Origin of the sequence: Bradyrhizobium hipponense (genome assembly GCF_008123965.1) — a bacterium.
Taxonomy (GTDB): Bacteria; Pseudomonadota; Alphaproteobacteria; order Rhizobiales; family Xanthobacteraceae; genus Bradyrhizobium; species Bradyrhizobium hipponense.
This window is the reverse complement of the sequence record NZ_VSTH01000023.1, coordinates 83,944-100,942: the sequence shown is the minus strand read 5'-3', so window position 1 is coordinate 100,942 and position 16,999 is coordinate 83,944. Positions and strand designations below refer to the sequence as shown.

Here is a 16,999-nt window from a genome sequence, read left to right as displayed (position 1 = left end):
GAATCGCACGCGGCCCGATGCTGAAGCTGGATCACAAAGCCAAACTCCTCCTCCTGGTCGCGCTGTCCGCGCTTGCGAGCGTATCGCCGGCACTAGCGCTGGACGAGCCAACGCCTTCGAAGCCGCTCAACCTTCTCTCCTTCGCGCGCGCGCGGGCGGGCGGACCTCAGAAGCCCCGCAACGTCACGTCGTTCCCGAGCGACGCTGCGGCGGTGCGGGCGACGGCCTGGGCGGCCGAAGACTCAGGACCCGCAATCACCGGTGCAGTGCCAGTTCCCGAGACAGCCACGCCGGTGCCGGCAGCCGCGCCCGCACGCCCGGCCAAGCCCGCCAGCGTCACGGCGCCGCCGAAGCCTGCACCGGCGCAGGCCGCCGTGCCCGCGGACAATGAGGTCGCCCTGTTCTGCAGCAACGTGGCCGACCCTGCCGTCGATGCAAGGCTGGCCTGGCAGCTCAAGGAGCTGGAGAAGGCCGAGAACCAGCTCCGCGAGCGGATCGCCGAGGTCGAGGCCAAGCGCGCCGAATACGAGAAGTGGATGGCGCTGCGCGACGACTTCCTCAAGAAGGCCGAAGCGAGCGTCGTCGAGATCTATTCGCGCATGAAGCCGGATGCTGCGGCCACCCAGATCGCCGGGATGGCGGACGAGACCGCCGCGGCCGTGCTCGCCAAGCTCAGCCCGAGGAGTTCGAGCGCAATCTTCAACGAGATGGATACGGCACGCGCGGCGCACCTCGCCGATCTGCTTGGCGGAATGCGTCGTGTGGATGACGGAAAGACCAGGTAGATGAAGAAGCCGATCCTCATCCTGTTGCTCATGTTGCTGGCCGGTTGCTCGCATGATCCGGCCGAGCTCCTGACCGGTCCGAAATTGTCGCCCGTTGGCAGCGGCCTGAGGACGCAGGCCGACCCGATTCCGGTGACGCCCCGCATGCGCACGCCCGTCAGCTATCGCTCCACCTGGGACGACGGCACCGACCTCTACCGCGATCCCCGCGCCCGCCGCGTTGGTGACGTCGTGACGGTGATCATCTCGATGCAGGACAAGGCCAAGCTCGACAACAAGACCGGCCGGTCGCGCGATTCGCAGATCAAGTTCGGGCTCGACTGGCTGATGGATGTCGCCGGATGGCAGGACAAGGGCCAGACCAACGCCAACCTCAGCACCAACACCCAGATCAAAGGAAACGGCCAGATCGATCGCACCGAGGACATCAAGCTGTCGATCGCCGCGATCGTCACCGACGTCTTGCCGAACGGCAATATGATGATCAGCGGTTCGCAGGAGTTCGGCGTCAATACGGAGCTGCGCGTGCTCAACGTCGGCGGCATCGTGCGTCCGCGCGATATTTCGCGAACCAACACGATCTCGTACGAGAAGATCGCCGAGGCGCGCGTCGCTTATGGCGGTCGCGGCAATCTGTCGGACGTGCAGCAGCCTGGATGGGGACATCGGATCTATGACGCCGTTGCGCCGTTCTGAGGCTCGAGAATCCAAGGCCGCGTCGCGGGGCGAGGGGGCGCCATGCGCCTGATCGCCGCCATCGTGGTCCTGACACTGGTCGCAATCGGTGCGGGCGCGTTAGCCGGCCTGCATTTGTTTGCGGCCGCCGAGCGCGTCGCCGACGCGAAGAAGACTCCCACGCCGCCGCCTGTTGCCTCGAGCTATGCCGGCAGCGCGCGGCTCAGGAAGCTGTCTCCAATCGTGACCAATCTCGCCGCCCCGGCCAACAACTGGGCGCGCGTCGAAGCCTCCATGGTGACCGACAGCATGAGCGACGAGGATGCCGGCATTCTCGCCGCCCATATCAGCGAAGACATCGTCGTCTATCTGCGGTCGGCCTCCGTTGCGCAGTTCGAGGGATCGCGCGGGCTTCAGCATCTGCGCGACGATCTGTCCGAACGCGCCAATGTACGATCTTCAGGCAAGGTGCGCGAATTGATTATTGAGACATTGGTGATCCAGTGAGAGTGAGAGTCCTGCTGCTCGCGTTAATTCTGGTCGTCCTGCCCGAGGTGGCGCTCGCCCAGATGCCGGACCTCAACTCGCTGTTGCCGCCGGGAAACGGCTCGACCAGCGGCCGGATCATCCAGCTGATGGCGCTGATCACGGTGCTGTCGGTGGCGCCGGGGCTGCTCATCATGGTGACGAGCTTCACGCGATTTGCCGTCGCGCTGTCGTTCCTGCGCGCCGGTCTCGGTCTGCAGACCACGCCGGCCAATCTGGTGCTGATCAGCCTCGCTCTATTCATGACCTTCTACGTCATGGCGCCGACCTTCGATCGCGCCTGGGAAACCGGCGTCCAGCCGCTGATGAAGAACGAGATTTCGGAGGAAGAGGCCTATCTGAAGATCACCGATCCGTTCCGCGAGTTCATGCTGGCCCATGTCCGCGACAAGGATCTCCAGACCTTCGAGGCGCTCGCCGCGGAGAGTTTCCGCAAGAAGCTCGACGACAAGCGCATCGATATGCGCGTCATCATTCCGGCCTTCATGATCTCCGAACTCCGGCGCTCGTTCGAGATCGGTTTCCTCATCATCCTGCCATTCCTGGTGATCGACATGATCGTGGCGACGCTGACGATGTCGATGGGCATGATGATGATGCCGCCGACGATCCTCGCGCTGCCGTTCAAGATGCTGTTCTTCGTGCTGATCGACGGCTGGAATCTGCTGGCCTCCGGACTGGTGAGGTCGTTCTCCTGAGCGCCGCAATGGTCGGCCGGTCGGCTGGTTATGGTTAGCAAAAACTAATATTAACCATATGATATTGCTGCGGAATTCAAGCCGATCTTAATCTGGGCGCAAGATTCGGCGTGTTAGCAATGCGGCACGGCGGGTTGGACCCCACCCACATCAGTCCAAAGGCATGATGCCGCCCCTCCGTACCGGCGAAAACCCGGTATGTCCCCATGTGAAAATGTAACGCGTACATAAAGGGACATTCGCAATGTCAAGCCTTCTCACGAACTCGACCGCCATGACCGCGCTCCAGACCCTGCGGTCTGTCAGCTCGCAACTCTCCACCACGCAGAACCGGATCTCGACCGGCCAGCGTGTGGCTACCGCTTCGGACAACGCCGCCTACTGGTCGATCGCGACCTCGATGCGCGCCGACAACGCCGCGCTCTCCGCGGTCTCCGACTCGCTCGGTCTGTCGGCTGCGACGGTCGACACACAGTACACCGCTCTGACCTCGGCTATCGGCGACAGCACCTCCGGCCTGACCAAGCTGCAGTCGCTGCTGGTCGAAGCCAAGACCGCCGGTATCGACCGCACCAAGATCCAGGCAGACATCACCCAGATCCAGCAGCAGATGAAGAGCACGGCCAATGCCGCGACCTTCAATGGAATCAACTGGCTGAGCACGACGACCGGAACCACACCGACGACCTTCAGCCTCGTGTCGTCGTACTCTCGTGTCGGCGGCACGCCCACGACCGGTTCCATCACCGTGACGACCGCCAACTACACGCTCTACTCGAGCACGCAGACCGGCATTCTGGACACGGTGAGCGGCACTGCGTCGGTCGATACGATCAGCATCTCCGCGCTGACCGACTCGGCGGCTGACCAGACCACGCTCGACGGCTTCATCGCGCAGGTTACCGGCGCGATCAACTCGGTGGCCTCGGCCGCCGCTGACCTCGGCGCCGTCAAGACCCGCATCTCGACCAACACGGACTTCGTCAAGTCGCTGATGGACTCGGTTGATCGCGGTATCGGCCAGCTCGTCGACGCCGACATGAACCAGGAGTCCACCCGCCTGGCGGCCCTCCAGGTCCAGCAGCAGCTCGGCGTTCAGGCGCTCTCGATCGCCAATAACAGCAGCCAGAGCATCCTGTCGCTGTTCCGCTAAGCCTCAAACAATCCGGGGAGGGCCGCGCTTCTCGCAAAGCGCGGCCCTTTTATTTGGCGTGACGCCGCCAGCACGCCGTAGTTTCGGCCGCCCCATTGCATCCCAGGGCAATCGCATATGGGTGCACGATGCGGCGACATCGGCAGTGAGCTCCCTCTCCCGCTTGCGGGGGAGGGCTGGGGTGGGGGTGTCTCCGCGTCGGGATTGTTGAGGATTGCGGAGGACATCCCTGCGTGGCGAGAGCCCTCACCCGCCGCGCTCTGCGAGCGCGTCGGCCTCTCCCGCAAGCGGGAGAGGCCGAGCAAGCCCGCGGACAATCCGCGTGAAATCCATATGCGATTGCCCTGCGTTGCAACCGGGGCACAGAGCCACAAGCCTCGCACAAGCTTCGACCTCTATCATCGCCGCTACGACAGGTTGGGCCCTCCAAGCGAATTTTCGCGTGCCCAAAGGCATGACGCCGCCCTGTCGTACCGGTGCAAGCCCGGTATGTCCCAAACTCAATTCAATCTTCAAAGGGACATCAAAATGGGTTCTAGCCTCCTCACCAACTCCGCAGCAATGACCGCGCTGCAGACCCTCCGGAACGTCAGCGCCAGCTTGCAGACGACGGAAAACCGGATATCGACCGGCCAGCGTGTCTCGACTGCCTCGGACAACGCCGCCTACTGGTCGATCGCGACCTCGATGCGCGCCGACAACGCCGCGCTCTCCGCTGTCTCCGACTCGCTCGGTCTGTCGGCTGCGACCGTCGACACCGAATATACCGCTCTGACCGCGGTTGTCGGCGACAAAACCGGCGGCCTGACCAAGCTCCAGGCGCTGCTGGTCGAAGCCAAGACTGCCGGTATCGACCGCACCAAGATCCAGGCGGACATCACCCAGATCCAGCAGCAAATGAAGGGCACCGCAAATGCGGCGACCTTCAACGGAGTGAACTGGCTGAGCGCGACCGCGACCACGCCGGCGACCTTCAACCTGGTGTCGTCGTTCTCTCGCGTCGGCGGCACGCCCACCATCGGATCCATCACTCTGACGATCGCCAACTATTCGCTCTATACCAGCACCCAGACCGGCATTCTGGACACGGTAAGCGGCACTGCGTCGGTCGACACGATCGACATCTCGCTGCTGACCGATTCGGCCGCTGACCAGACCACGATCGATGGCTTCATCGCGCAGGTCACGGCCGCGATCAACTCGGTGGCCTCGGCCGCCGCCGATCTCGGCGCGGTCAAGAACCGCATCTCGACCAACACGGATTTCGTCAAGACCCTGATGGACTCGGTGGATCGTGGTGTCGGCCAGCTCGTCGACGCCGACATGAATGCGGAATCGACCCGCCTGCAGGCGCTCCAGACCCAGCAGCAGCTCGGCGTTCAGGCGCTCTCGATCGCCAACCAGAACAGCCAGAGCATCCTGTCGCTGTTCCGTAACTAAGCGGCGAGTCCGAAATGACCGTGCTCCCCAGGGAGCACGGTCCCCGCCGTGACTGGCGGATGTAGTGGCACGAAGCGTGCCCGCAAGCGACTTCTGACGCCAGCCTTCATGCAACACGCCGCAGCCGATCGCGTGCCATGCGCCCGGTCGCCTGCATGTTGACATTGAACCGATTGCGCTGCCCAAGCTTCTTGTAAAATTGCAACGCCTCGAAGGCGAACCGACACGTTCGTATCCTCACGCAACCTCCAGACAAGGTTCGCAGCGGAGTGTCATCTACGTTCGCATTGGTACGAGGTCTTATGCTCAGCCGCGCGCAGCTACAGCAGCTGCTCAACAATCTGCTGGAACTTGGGCCGCGACGCCTGATGGCCCTGGGACTGATCGGCTTTGCCGTTCTCGTCACCGTCGTCGGAGGCGCCTATTATCTGAGCCGGCCGGAATTCGAATCGCTCTATACCGGCCTCAGCCGTGAGGACGTGACACGCATCGGCGCCGCGCTGCGCGAGCAGAACATCACCTTCGACGTCAGCGCGGCCGGCGACGCCGTTTCGGTGCGCCCCAGCCAGACCATGCAGGCGCGGATGCTGCTCGCCGAGAAGGGGCTGCCGACCAGCGCCAATTCCGGCTACGAGCTGTTCGACAAGATCGGCTCGCTCGGCCTGACCTCGTTCATGCAGGAGGTCACCAAGCTGCGGGCGCTGGAAGGCGAAATAGCCCGCACCGTCCAGCTGATGAAGGGGGTCAAGGCGGCGCGGGTGCACATCGTCATGCCTGTGCGCGGCTCGTTCCGCGCCACGCAGCTGCCGCCGTCGGCGTCGGTCGTGCTGCGCACCGACGGTGCGATCGAAGCACGCACGGCGCAGTCGATCCGCCATCTCGTCGCGGCCGCCATCCCCGGCATGACCCGCGACAAGGTGACGGTGCTGGATGCCGACGGCTCGATGCTGCTGGCCGAAGAGGACGAGGCCAGCGCCGCGCCGACCAAGATGGCGAGCCTGCAGAAGACGGTCGGCGGCATGGTGCAGGAGAACATCCGCAAGGCGCTGACGCCGTATCTGGGCCTGGACAATTTCGAGGTGAGCGTCGCTCCGCAACTCTCGACCGACAAGCGCCAGACCAACGAGACTGTCTACGATCCTGAGAACCGCGCCGAGCGATCGGTTCGGAACGTCCGCGAGAAGGAGACGTCACAGAACGCGGATCGCTCGCAGCCGACGACGGTGCAGCAAAACCTTCCGGACCAGCAGGTGAATGCCGGCGGTACCAAGAACTCCAGCGAAGACAAGCAGCGCCGAGAGGACGTCACCAATTTCGAGGTCTCATCCAAGACCACGACGACGGTGAGTGACGGCTATTCGGTGAAGAAGCTCTTCATCGCCGTGCTGGTCAACCGCACGCGGCTTGTCGCCGATCTCGGCGACAAGAGCAACCAGGCCATCGTCGACAGCAAGCTCGCCGAGATCAGCCAGCTTGCGGCAACCGCCGGCGGACTGGACAAGCAGCGTGGCGATCAGATCCAGGTGACGGCCGTCGACTTCATCGAGGGCTCACGCGAGCTGGCGCCGGTGCCTCCGATCAGCTTCGTCGAGATGATCAACAAGCAGCTCGGCAGCGTCATCAACGCGGTGACGATCCTGGCCGTCGCCTCGATGCTGGTCTGGTTTGGCCTGCGACCCGCGGTCAACGGCATCCTGACCCACCGCGCGCAGCAGGAGCAGACCGAAGCCGCGGAGGCTGCCGAGCTCGAGGCCGCCGCAGCCCTCGCACTGCCGGAAAGCGATCTGGCTGAGCTCAACCTCGTCGAAGACCTCGAAGGCAAGATGCAGCGAACCCCGCAGAAGCGGCTGGAGCAGATCGTCCGCCTCGATCAGGCTCAGGCGGCCGCGATCCTTAAAGACTGGATGCGACGGGAGGAAGCGGCATGAACGCGGCAATCGGAAAACTCCTGACGCAGTTCGACGCGAACGGTCGGGTCAAGTCGCAGCCGGTTCCGTCGCCGAAGGCCCAGGAGCCGGCGGCAAGACCGAAGGAGGTCCGGCGCGAGCCTCAGCCTCAGCCCCAGGCTCAACCGCAGCCGCAGCCTCAGTCGCCGCCTCCGGCGTCCAAGGCTGAAACCCCGTCCGCCAATCTTCTCGACGATGCCCATCGCCGCGGCTATGCCGCCGGTCTTGCGGAAGGCGACGCCAAGCTCGCCGAAGAGCGCGTTCGTAGCGCCATCCGGCTCGGCGAAGAGCGGGCCAAATGGTCCGACCAGCAGGCGGTCGCGGTCGTCAACGGCTTCGAGTCCGCCTGCCGCGAGATCGAAACCAATATCGCAAGCTCCGTTGCGCGGATCCTGCTGCCGTTCCTCGCCGATGCCGTGCGTGACAAGGCGATCGGGTCTCTGGTCGAACAGATTGCTGCGCTGACTGGTTGTTCGCCGGTGCCGGTATTCAAGATCACCGGCCCAGGCGAGTTGCTCGATCTCGTGCGGGCGCAGCTCGATACGGCCCGGCGAACGGGCATCGAATACGAGGCCGCTGACACTTTCGAGGTTCGCGTCGTCGCCGACCAGACCGTGATCGAGACGCAGATCTCGATTTGGGCCGAACACCTGAAGGAGGCGCGCCGGTAGTTCGCCATGAATGAGGTCAAGCAAGAGCTCGTGATCATCCGCCGGCGCAGCGCCTTCGACGACGAGAAGGCGCACGGTGGCGTTTGGAAGATCGCCTATGCGGACTTCATGACCGCGATGATGGCGTTCTTCCTTGTCATGTGGCTGATCAATGCGCTCAACCAGGACCAGAAGCAGGTGGTGGCGAGCTATTTCAATCCGATCAAGCTCTCAGAAAACGCGCCCGCTCCCAAGGGCCTCAAGGACCTGAGCAAGAAGGAGCCGTCTTCATTCGAAGGCCAGGACGGAAAGCGTCAGCCGGGCGGGCCGAGCGAGGAGCGCCGCGGCGACTCGCCGACGGCGGAGAAGCCGCCGTTCTACGAAGAGAAGGTCCTGTTTCGCGATCCCTACGCCACGCTTGCCGAGATCGCCAATAGTGCGAACCAGGCCTCAGGCCAGCGGCGCGCCGGCGCCCTGACGTCCGCGGAAGAAGACGGTCTCAAGGGTGGCGACGCCTATCGCGATCCGTTCGACCCGGGCTATTGGAAGCTTGCTCCGCAAGCTTCCAAGGATGCCGATCGCATCATCGAGAACGAGCCGAAGCCGAATGCTTCCGCGCGCGACAACCCGGCCGGTACGGGCCAGGGCGAGCCGCAGGCGCGCCGTGCAAAGTCGGACGATGCCGGCGGAAGCGTCGCTCCGAACCCAGACGCGTCGTCCGCAAGCCTCTCACCACTGCTGCCGCCCGGACCCACGCCGTCGCAGTCTTCGCGCGAAGCCAGCGCCCAGGCGAACGCTCAGCCGGGCGCCCAAGCCAACACACAAGTCAACACACAAGCCAACGCGCCTGCCAACGCCACGGCGCCGCCGCGACCCGCCGATGCCGCGAGGGACGCCGATCCGCGCGAAGCCGCCCAGGTTCAGCAGCCGACCGTCAAGCAGCTTCAGGCCGCGATCGCCGACGCGCTGTCGGACATCAAGGCCGGCGCGGGACCGGTGGCCGAGGTTCGTCAGGTCGAGGACGGTCTTCTGATCAGCCTGACCGATGATGCGAGCTTCGGAATGTTCGCGGTCGGCTCAGCCGAGCCGCGCCCCGAGCTGATCCGTGTGATCGACAAGATCGGGCCGCTGCTGACCAAGCGCCAGGGCCCAATCATCGTCCGCGGCCACACCGACAATCGGCCGTACCGGTCGGAAACGTACGACAATTGGCGGCTGTCGACCGCTCGTGCCCAGATGGCCTATTACATGCTGGTCCGCTCCGGCGTCGATGCGCAGCGGATCGAGCATGTCGAAGGCTACGCCGACCGCCGGCCGAAACTCCCGAACGATCCCGCCGCCGCGCAGAACCGCCGGATCGAGATCCTGATCCGGGAGAAGCGTTCTTGATCGGGCCGCTGCTTAGCGCCGTGCTACTGCTGCTGATGGTGCTGCCGCTCACCGCGGCACGCGCAATTGCCGAGCCTGCGTCGGCATCGGTCGAACCCTATGAGCTCGTCCGTGCATTGCAGGCAGTGCAGGACGGAATCGCCAATGGCGACACGGCTGCTCATGGCAGCCACATCGCGCTGATCAGGCAGATCGGCGAAAAGTTTCTCGCAGCCGATGCGAGCGTCTGGAGCAATCCGCAGAACGGCCAGGCTGTCGTCATCTATCTGCTCAGCGGCGGCGCGCCGCAGATCGTCCGCAAGCTGCCGCGCGACAAGCTGAACGTCGACGAGCGGCTGCTCAATGGCGCACTGGCCTATGTCGAGGGTCGCCAGGACGAAGCCCGCGAACTGCTGAAGGACGTCAAGCCGCGCACCATTCCATCGGGCCTGGGCGGGCAGGTCGCGCTGGTCCAGGGCGCGCTGTTCGCGCGCTCCGAGGCATCGCTCGCGATCGAGCGTCTGGACGACGCCCGCCTGCTCCTGCCGGGGACGCTTGTAGAGGAGGCGGCGCTACGGCGCGAGATCCTGCTGGTCGGGCAGGCCGAGGACTTCGACAAATTCGAGTTCCTGACGCTGGCCTATATCCGCCATTACCGCAACTCCATCTATGCCGGCGATTTCTGGCAGCGCTTCTCCTCGGGCCTGACGCAATCGAGCCTCGCCCTCGACGACCGTCGCTTCGCGCGGATCGGCACCCTGCTGGAGCAGATCGATCGCGCCAGCCGCCTCAAGCTCTATCTCGTCATTGCCCGCGCCGCGATGCTCCGCGGGCGACTGGCCGTGACCCGGCTCGCAGGGGAGCGGGCGCTGACGCTCAGCGCCGATGCCACGGCGGATCGCGAGCGTGCGCATTTATTCCGCGGCGTCTCGCGCGCACTCACCGACGAATATGACGGCGGACTCGCCGAGTTAAAGGCGCTTGACCGGTCAAAGCTACCTGAGCGCGACGCTCCGTTTCTGAATGCAACGATCCAGCTCGCGCTCGATGTCCGCAAGCCGATCGCGGGCGCGTCGGCCGGTGCCACGGCCGATAAGCCTCCGCCTACGCCAGCGCGCCTCGATCTCGCGTCGTCGACCTCGACGCTTGCGCGCGGCCGCAAGCAACTCGGCGAACTGGAACTGCTCACCAAGGACCGACGACCATGACCAAGCTCAACGGAACCTCCGCGCAGCTTTTCTCTGGTCTCGCCGAAAGCCTCGGCATGCGCGGGACGTCGCGCGCCGGCAAGAATGCCGGGGGGAAATCCTCCGGAGACGCGGCGTTTAACGATCTGCTCCACACCGTCTCGAACCTTGCGAAGCGGGCGCTGAACGATGAAGGCGGCGACGCGACCGTGAAAGCCGGAGCGCTGCGCACGCATCTCGCGCATCCGACCGAGAAGGGCAAGAAGGACGATGCGGTGCGCGAGCGCACTGAGGCAGTCGAGGAGTCCAAATCGTTGGAAGCCCAGAGTCCGGTCGACCAGGTCGTGAAGGCCGACATCCAGAGCCGATCGAGCAGTCCCATGATCGTCGGGCAGGACCTCGCCGCCATGCCGGCCATGAAGCCGCAGATACAACCGCCAGCGGGCGACAAGAAAGACACCTCTGCGCGGGATGAGCGACAGTCCTTGGCGAAGCGCGACGTTCAGAGCGTGAGCATGACGAAGGGCGCGGCGGGCGATGTCGTTCCCCCCGTTCCATCCGGCTCGCGTCCGCTAGTCGCGGCTGCGCAACCGGCGGCCGCGCAGGAGGGCAGCGATGCTTCGCCGAGGGCGATGCCCATCGCACCCGGATTCGAAGCCGTCACAGCCAACGTAGAGCGCGCCGCGAAGGTGTCGGCACGGGACGCGTTGCCCGAAGCGACCAAGGTCACGGTGGTTCAGCAGGAGACGCATCTGCCGCCCGCGCAGTTCAGCGCGACCCAACAGGTCGCGAATGCGGTGGTGTCGGAGCTGAAGGGTTCGCCTGCACCGGCGGCATCCGCTGCGCCGGATCTCGCGGCGCCCCAGGCCAACGCACCCGATCAGCCGCTGAGGATTCTTACGATCAATCTCGAGCCGCCGGCGCTCGGCAACGTTACCGTTCGGCTTCGTCTCGTCGGCACGGAGGTCTCCGTCCATCTCGCGGCCGAGCGCAAGGACACGAGCCAGATGCTGGACCAGCAGCGCGATTCGATCCGCGAGCTCATGCAGTCGGCAGGCTATGTCGCCGAGGTCGCACCTGTCCAGCACGGCTCGCTGGACGGATTCCAGTCTGGCTCCGGCCAGTCGCAGCCGCAGCTCTCTGGCCAGCAACAGCAATCGCCGCAGTCGCAAGGGACGTTCGACGGCGCGAGCACGTCGCCCGGGCAATCGGACGGCGGAGCCAAGCAAGCGCGGCAAGAGCGCCAACCCAATCAGGAGACGCGTCATGACCAGGACGTGGCGCCGCATCTTCGTCGCGGCCCTGTTTATCTGTAACGCCGGCGCCGCGCAGGCCGCCACCGACGGCGCACGCCCCTGCGAGCGCGAGATGGCGCGCGCCTCGCGGCAGCACGGAATTCCACTCGGCATTCTCTATGCGGTTGGCCTGACCGAAACCGGGCGTCGCGGTGCGCTCTATCCTTACGCGCTCGGCGCCGAGGGACAGACGGTGTTCGCCAAGGACATGGGGGACGCGATCACGAATTTCGAAGCGATGCGAAGCAAGGGCATCAAGCTCATCGACCTCGGCTGCATGCAGATCAACCACTACTACCATGGCGACAAGTTCGCTTCGGTGCAGGCAATGTTCGATCCGGCCAGGAATGTCGATTACGCGGCGCGCTTCCTGAAGGAGTTGAAGCAGCGCGAGGGTAGCTGGACCATGGCTGTCGCCCGCTACAACGCGGGCCCCAACAACCAGCCGGCGCAGAAGCGCTATGTCTGCCACATCGTCGCGCATCTTGTCTCAAGCGGCTTCGGCGCGTGGACCGACAAGGCGCGCTCGTTCTGCCAGGCGCAGACGACATGAAGTTGTGCATTGTTCCTTACCATCAGCCTCGCGCAAGCAAGAACCACCATTGTAATTGCAACCTACCGAAGGAGTCCTATTCATGAGCCTGTATGGTGTTATGCGCACCGGCGTTTCCGGGATGTCCGCGCAGTCCAACAAGCTGTCAACGGTCTCGGACAACATCGCCAACGTCAATACCACGGGCTATAAACGGGCTTCGACCGAATTCTCCTCGCTGATCCTGAAGAGTGGCTCCGGCAATTACGATTCCGGTGCCGTCGAGACAACCGTCCGCTACGCCATCAGCGATGCAGGACATACGCAGTTCACCACATCGACCACGGACCTCGCCGTCCAGGGCAACGGCTTCTTCGTGGTGTCGAACGCCAACAACACGCAGCAGTTCCTGACACGAGCTGGCTCGTTCGTGCCGGACAGCCAGGGCAATCTGGTCAATGCCGCCGGCTTCTACCTCCTGGGCAAGCCGGGTCTCGTAACCAACTTCTCGCAGAATAATCTGACTGGACTTCAAGTCGTGAACATTTCCCAGGTATCGCAGGTGCCTGTGGCATCCACCCTGGCGACCGTGACCGGAAATCTGGATCCCAGCGCAGCCATTATCCCGCCGGCGGCTCTGCCTCCCGGCCCGACGTCATATTCGTCGAAGAGTTCGATCGTGGCGTACGACAATATCGGCAATGCCAAGAAGCTCGATGTCTATATGGCAAAGACCGGATCTGTCGCCGGTACGGATACCTGGCAGATCCAAGTTTATGATTCAGCGGCAGGTGCCCCGCTTGCGGGCGGTCTTGGCACGTTCACCTTCGACACGACGGCGGCCGGAAAGGGTGCGTTAACCGGCGCGACAACGTCGCTCACCGTGACTGTTCCCGGCGGCTCGCCCTTCACGATCGACATGTCGGCCATGACGCAGGTCGCCTCCAGCTTCGACTACAAGGCAACCGTCAATGGCAGTGTTCCCGCCGCGATTGAGAAGATCGACGTCGATTCCCAGGGTGTGCTGACCGCGGTCCTCAAGAATGGGACGCAAACGCCCCTCTACACGATCATGCTCGCCGACGTTCCGAGCCCCGATAATCTCACCCCCGAAGCGGGTAACGTCTATTCCATCAGCATGAACTCCGGAAACGCCCAGGCCGGCAATGCCGCCGCTGGCGGGCGCGGCACCGTTCAGTCGGGTGCGCTGGAGGACTCCAATGTCGATCTCGCGGACGAACTCACTGGCATGATCGAGGCGCAGCGCGGCTTCACCGCGAACTCGAAATCGTTCCAGACCGGCGCCGATCTGCTCGACGTCGTCGTCAACCTGAAGCGCTGAATCCCCAAGCGTTCATCCCGGGCAAGAGCAAGCCATGTCCCTTACCGCCGCTCTCGACTCCGCCCGCGCCTCGCTCATGGCGTCGGGCATCCAGTCCTCGACCATCTCGCGCAACATCGCCGGCGCCAGCGCCGCCGGCTATTCGCGCAAGATTGCCGTGCTGGACAACCTGCCCAATGCCGGTGTCTACGTCGCAGCGATCCAGCGTGCCGCCAGCTCGGGTCTCTACAACAACGTCCTGATCGCGACCTCATCGTCGGCCAAGCAGAGCGCGATCTTTGACGGTCTCCAGAAGATCGCATCGGCCACGGTGGACGATCCGGAGCTCGACCAGTCGCCGACGGCACAGCTCAATGCGCTGAAGCAGGCGCTCCAGCAATATGCCAACGCCCCGGACAATACCACGCTGGCGCAGGCGGCGGTCACGTCCGCCAAGGACATGGCGACCGCGCTTAACCAGGCGACCCAGACCGTGCAGTCGGTCCGTGAGGGCGCCGATGCCGACATGAAAACGTCGGTTCAGAACATCAATCAGTTGCTCTCCCAATTCCAGACCGTGAACACCGCGATCATGAAGGGCACGATCTCCGGCGACGACATCACCGACTACCTCGACCAGCGCGACAGCATCGTCTCCCAGCTCTCGCAGGAGCTCGGCGTCACGATGTCGATCCGTCCCAACGGCGACGCGGCGCTTTATGCCGACAGCGGTGTGGTGCTGTTCGACAAAACGGCGCGGACGGTAAGTTTCGCGCCGACCAACGCCTATACGGCTGGCACCACGGGCAACGCGGTCTATATCGACGGCGTGCCGGTAACCGGCGCCAATTCAGTGATGCCGCTGAAGTCGGGCAAGCTCGCGGGCCTCGCTCAGCTGCGTGACCAGGACACCGTCACCTATCAGAGCCAGCTCGACGAAATCGCGCGCGGCCTGATCGAGACTTTCAAGGAGAGTGATCAGTCCGGCGCGTCGCTGCCCGACGTGCCCGGCCTCTTCACCTATCCCGGCGCGCCGGCGATACCGGCGAGCGCCACCGTCTCAGTCGGCCTTGCCGGCCTGATCAGTGTTGCGGCGTCGGTCGATCCGGCGCAGGGCGGCAATCCCGATCTGCTGCGCGACGGCGCGATCAGCGGCAACGTCGCATATCAATACAACACCGCCGGCAACGCCGGCTACTCGGTCCGGCTGCAGCAGCTCATCGGTGGCATGGATGCGTCACAGCCGTTCGATGCAACCACGCAAGGCAAGCCGAGCGGCAGCTTGATCGACTTCGCGTCGTCGTCGACGAGCTGGATCGAAAACCAGCGTAAGGCCGCGGACTCCAACGTCACCTACCAGAAAACGCTGCTCGACCGCAGCACCGCCGCGCTGTCGAACGTCAGCGGCGTCAACATGGACGACGAGATGTCCTTGATGCTTCAGGTCGAGCGCACCTATTCGGCGTCGTCGAAGATCATCTCGACCGTCGACGAAATGTTGCAGAGCCTGCTGGCCGCCGTGGGGAATTAAGCCATGATGAGCGCGAACTACATCTCGACCTTGATGCTGTCTTCGACCTTGAGGTCCTCGATCACGAACAACCAGGCTGCGCTGAGCAAGGCGTCGAAGGAGGCTACCACCGGCCGCTTCGCCGATGTCGGCCTCGAGCTTGGTGCCACGACGGGAGGCGATCTCACCCTGCGGGCGGACCTGAGCTTCGCCGATCAGCTGGTGGATACCAACGGCCTCGTCTCGGGACGCCTGGACGTGACGCAGAACCGGATCACCCAGCTCAACACGACCGCAACGTCCTTCCTCAAGGATCTGATCGCGGCGCGCAGTACCGACGGTGGCGGCCGAGTCATCCTGCCGCCCGCGTCCTCCAACCTCCAGGATCTGATCGGTGCGTTGAACGTCTCCTATAACGGCTCGTATCTTTTCTCGGGCATCAACACGCAGAACACGCCGATCACGGCTTACACCGCGGGCTCGGCCAGCAAGAATCAGGTCGACGCCGATTTCCTTGCGACCTTCGGCTTCTCGCAATCCTCGGCCAGCGTGAGCAGCATTACCCCGGCCCAAATGCAGACCTTCCTCGACACCACCTTCGATGCGGAGTTCGCGAGCCCGGCCTGGAACACCAATTGGTCAACGGCCACTGACCAGGTCATGCAAAGCCGAATCTCCACGACCGAGATCGCCGATACGTCCGTTAGCGCCAACCAGGCCGGCTTCCGCAAGCTCGCCGAGGCATACACCATGATGGCGGATCTCGGGAACGCGAACCTGAACCAGACGACGTTCCAGGTCGTCGTGGACAAGGCCATCGGTCTCGTCGGTAACGCCATCACTGACCTCGCTGTGCTCGGCGGCGGCGTCGGCACGGTCCAGCAGCGGATTAATTCTGCAACCGACAAGCTCAAGACGCAGCAGGACATTCTGAACAATCAGATCGTCGGTATGGAGAAGGTCGATCCGGCGGAAGCGTCGGTGCGCGTCAACACCTTGCAGACTCAGATCCAGACCGCGCTCGCGCTGACGTCGCAGCTCCAGAAGATCAGCCTTATCAACTATCTCTGAGCCGGCGGGCTCGAGACATGTGCCTTGTTACTCAGTTTCCTGTGCAGAGTGGTCCTGATGACTTTTGAAGCCTATGAAGCGGTCGTCGAAGACAGCGGCCAGGAGGCGCGCGGGCGCGAGCGGCACGCGCTCAGCCTCGGCATCGACCGGCTGGAGCGGCTCCAGAAGGGACGCTTCAGCCTCGAGGATCTGGTCGAGAGCCTGCTCTACGTCCGGCGGCTGTGGACGATCTTCATCGAGGATCTAGCCCATCCCGAGAACGCGCTTCCCGACAAGCTGCGCGCCGACATCATCTCGATCGGCCTGTGGGTGGTCAAGGAAGCCGACCGCCTCCGCGAGGAGAGATCGAACGACGTGATGCAGCTCATCGAGATCAATCGCCTGATCCGAGACGCTCTTTGATGAAGGTATCCTTGCGGGCGGGCGAACGGATCTACATCAACGGCGCGGTGCTGCGCGTGGACCGCAAGGTCTCCATCGAGCTCGTCAACGACGTGATGTTTCTGCTCGAAGGGCAGGTCATGCAGGCTTCCGACGCCACCACGGCGATGCGGCAGCTCTATTTCGTCGTCCAGCTCATGCTGATGAATCCAACCGACGTTCGAGACCCCATGGCGCTCTATCGGCCGCATCATGCGGCGCTTCTCGCGCTCTGCGAGAACCGCGAGATGCTGGACGGGCTTAACGCGATCGACGAGCTGGTCGGCTCGACCCGCTATTTCGAGGCGCTCAAGCGGATCAGGGCGTTGTTTCCAGTGGAGCAGGCAATTCTGGCCGGCGCCATGATCGATTCCCCATTCGAGGCTGCCTGACAGCGGAGAG

17 protein-coding genes are annotated in these 16,999 nt (G+C 64.0%); all 17 read left to right on the top strand.

Annotated features, from left to right (window positions below; translation table 11 throughout):
* Positions 1–17 precede the first annotated feature (17 nt).
* The 17 genes from FXV83_RS08980 (at position 18) to flbT (ending at position 16,989) form a co-directional block, all read left to right on the top strand.
* Positions 18–785: a MotE family protein gene (locus tag FXV83_RS08980; protein ID WP_148738825.1), complete on the top strand. Its 768-nt coding sequence runs from the start codon at positions 18–20 to the stop codon at positions 783–785.
* Positions 786–1,481 carry a flagellar basal body L-ring protein FlgH gene (gene flgH / locus FXV83_RS08975; RefSeq protein ID WP_148738824.1) on the top strand — a complete coding sequence of 232 codons (696 nt, stop codon included), beginning with the start codon at positions 786–788 and terminating at the stop codon, positions 1,479–1,481.
* A 42-nt stretch (positions 1,482–1,523) separates the two neighbouring features.
* Positions 1,524–1,967 carry a flagellar basal body-associated FliL family protein gene (locus FXV83_RS08970; RefSeq protein WP_148738823.1) on the top strand — a complete coding sequence of 148 codons (444 nt, stop codon included), beginning with the start codon at positions 1,524–1,526 and terminating at the stop codon, positions 1,965–1,967.
* Positions 1,964–2,704 carry a flagellar type III secretion system pore protein FliP gene (gene fliP / locus FXV83_RS08965; RefSeq protein WP_148738822.1) on the top strand — a complete coding sequence of 247 codons (741 nt, stop codon included), beginning with the start codon at positions 1,964–1,966 and terminating at the stop codon, positions 2,702–2,704. Before FXV83_RS08970 ends, fliP begins: the two co-directional genes overlap by 4 nt.
* 244 nt (positions 2,705–2,948) lie before the next feature.
* Positions 2,949–3,857, top strand: coding sequence for a flagellin N-terminal helical domain-containing protein (locus tag FXV83_RS08960; protein ID WP_148738821.1), 909 nt, complete (start codon positions 2,949–2,951; stop codon positions 3,855–3,857).
* 528 nt (positions 3,858–4,385) lie between these two features.
* Positions 4,386–5,297, top strand: coding sequence for a flagellin N-terminal helical domain-containing protein (locus FXV83_RS08955; RefSeq protein ID WP_148738820.1), 912 nt, complete (start codon positions 4,386–4,388; stop codon positions 5,295–5,297).
* A 302-nt stretch (positions 5,298–5,599) separates the two neighbouring features.
* Positions 5,600–7,225, top strand: coding sequence for a flagellar basal-body MS-ring/collar protein FliF (gene fliF / locus FXV83_RS08950; protein WP_187435767.1), 1,626 nt, complete (start codon positions 5,600–5,602; stop codon positions 7,223–7,225).
* Positions 7,222–7,914, top strand: coding sequence for a hypothetical protein (locus tag FXV83_RS08945; RefSeq protein WP_148738818.1), 693 nt, complete (start codon positions 7,222–7,224; stop codon positions 7,912–7,914). The genes fliF and FXV83_RS08945 overlap by 4 nt, the downstream gene beginning before the upstream one ends.
* 6 nt (positions 7,915–7,920) lie before the next feature.
* On the top strand, positions 7,921–9,282 hold the full coding sequence (locus tag FXV83_RS08940) for a MotB family protein (RefSeq protein ID WP_148738817.1): 1,362 nt from the start codon (positions 7,921–7,923) through the stop codon (positions 9,280–9,282).
* Entirely contained in the window at positions 9,279–10,469 is a 1,191-nt protein-coding gene (locus FXV83_RS08935) for a chemotaxis protein (RefSeq protein WP_148738816.1), read from the top strand. Before FXV83_RS08940 ends, FXV83_RS08935 begins: the two co-directional genes overlap by 4 nt.
* Positions 10,466–11,764 (top strand): flagellar hook-length control protein FliK, encoded by a 1,299-nt coding sequence (gene fliK / locus FXV83_RS08930; protein WP_148738815.1) that lies wholly within the window; start codon positions 10,466–10,468, stop codon positions 11,762–11,764. Before FXV83_RS08935 ends, fliK begins: the two co-directional genes overlap by 4 nt.
* On the top strand, positions 11,715–12,296 hold the full coding sequence (locus FXV83_RS08925; protein ID WP_148738814.1) for a transglycosylase SLT domain-containing protein: 582 nt from the start codon (positions 11,715–11,717) through the stop codon (positions 12,294–12,296). The genes fliK and FXV83_RS08925 overlap by 50 nt, the downstream gene beginning before the upstream one ends.
* A gap of 82 nt (positions 12,297–12,378) precedes the next feature.
* Positions 12,379–13,617, top strand: a complete 1,239-nt coding sequence (locus FXV83_RS08920; RefSeq protein WP_148738813.1) for a flagellar hook protein FlgE — start codon at positions 12,379–12,381, stop codon at positions 13,615–13,617.
* A gap of 34 nt (positions 13,618–13,651) precedes the next feature.
* Positions 13,652–15,127, top strand: coding sequence for a flagellar hook-associated protein FlgK (gene flgK, locus FXV83_RS08915; RefSeq protein WP_148738812.1), 1,476 nt, complete (start codon positions 13,652–13,654; stop codon positions 15,125–15,127).
* Between the two features lie 3 nt (positions 15,128–15,130).
* On the top strand, positions 15,131–16,177 hold the full coding sequence (locus FXV83_RS08910; protein WP_148738811.1) for a flagellar hook-associated family protein: 1,047 nt from the start codon (positions 15,131–15,133) through the stop codon (positions 16,175–16,177).
* Between the two features lie 57 nt (positions 16,178–16,234).
* Positions 16,235–16,579, top strand: a complete 345-nt coding sequence (gene flaF, locus FXV83_RS08905; RefSeq protein WP_187435766.1) for a flagellar biosynthesis regulator FlaF — start codon at positions 16,235–16,237, stop codon at positions 16,577–16,579.
* Positions 16,579–16,989, top strand: coding sequence for a flagellar biosynthesis repressor FlbT (flbT, locus tag FXV83_RS08900; protein WP_148738810.1), 411 nt, complete (start codon positions 16,579–16,581; stop codon positions 16,987–16,989). Before flaF ends, flbT begins: the two co-directional genes overlap by 1 nt.
* Positions 16,990–16,999 lie beyond the last annotated feature (10 nt).

Excerpts from the sequence above, each read along its gene's own strand:
- FXV83_RS08925 (WP_148738814.1), top strand. The coding sequence starts at position 11,715 with ATGACCAGGACGTGGCGCCGCATCTTCGTCGCGGCCCTGTTTATCTGT.
- FXV83_RS08980 (WP_148738825.1), top strand. The coding sequence starts at position 18 with ATGCTGAAGCTGGATCACAAAGCCAAACTCCTCCTCCTGGTCGCGCTG.
- flaF (WP_187435766.1), top strand. The coding sequence starts at position 16,235 with ATGACTTTTGAAGCCTATGAAGCGGTCGTCGAAGACAGCGGCCAGGAG.
- FXV83_RS08920 (WP_148738813.1), top strand. The coding sequence starts at position 12,379 with ATGAGCCTGTATGGTGTTATGCGCACCGGCGTTTCCGGGATGTCCGCG.
- FXV83_RS08960 (WP_148738821.1), top strand. The coding sequence starts at position 2,949 with ATGTCAAGCCTTCTCACGAACTCGACCGCCATGACCGCGCTCCAGACC.
- FXV83_RS08955 (WP_148738820.1), top strand. The coding sequence starts at position 4,386 with ATGGGTTCTAGCCTCCTCACCAACTCCGCAGCAATGACCGCGCTGCAG.
- flgH (WP_148738824.1), top strand. The coding sequence starts at position 786 with ATGAAGAAGCCGATCCTCATCCTGTTGCTCATGTTGCTGGCCGGTTGC.
- flgK (WP_148738812.1), top strand. The coding sequence starts at position 13,652 with ATGTCCCTTACCGCCGCTCTCGACTCCGCCCGCGCCTCGCTCATGGCG.
- fliK (WP_148738815.1), top strand. The coding sequence starts at position 10,466 with ATGACCAAGCTCAACGGAACCTCCGCGCAGCTTTTCTCTGGTCTCGCC.
- FXV83_RS08940 (WP_148738817.1), top strand. The coding sequence starts at position 7,921 with ATGAATGAGGTCAAGCAAGAGCTCGTGATCATCCGCCGGCGCAGCGCC.
- FXV83_RS08910 (WP_148738811.1), top strand. The coding sequence starts at position 15,131 with ATGATGAGCGCGAACTACATCTCGACCTTGATGCTGTCTTCGACCTTG.
- FXV83_RS08945 (WP_148738818.1), top strand. The coding sequence starts at position 7,222 with ATGAACGCGGCAATCGGAAAACTCCTGACGCAGTTCGACGCGAACGGT.
- flbT (WP_148738810.1), top strand. The coding sequence starts at position 16,579 with ATGAAGGTATCCTTGCGGGCGGGCGAACGGATCTACATCAACGGCGCG.
- FXV83_RS08970 (WP_148738823.1), top strand. The coding sequence starts at position 1,524 with ATGCGCCTGATCGCCGCCATCGTGGTCCTGACACTGGTCGCAATCGGT.
- fliF (WP_187435767.1), top strand. The coding sequence starts at position 5,600 with ATGCTCAGCCGCGCGCAGCTACAGCAGCTGCTCAACAATCTGCTGGAA.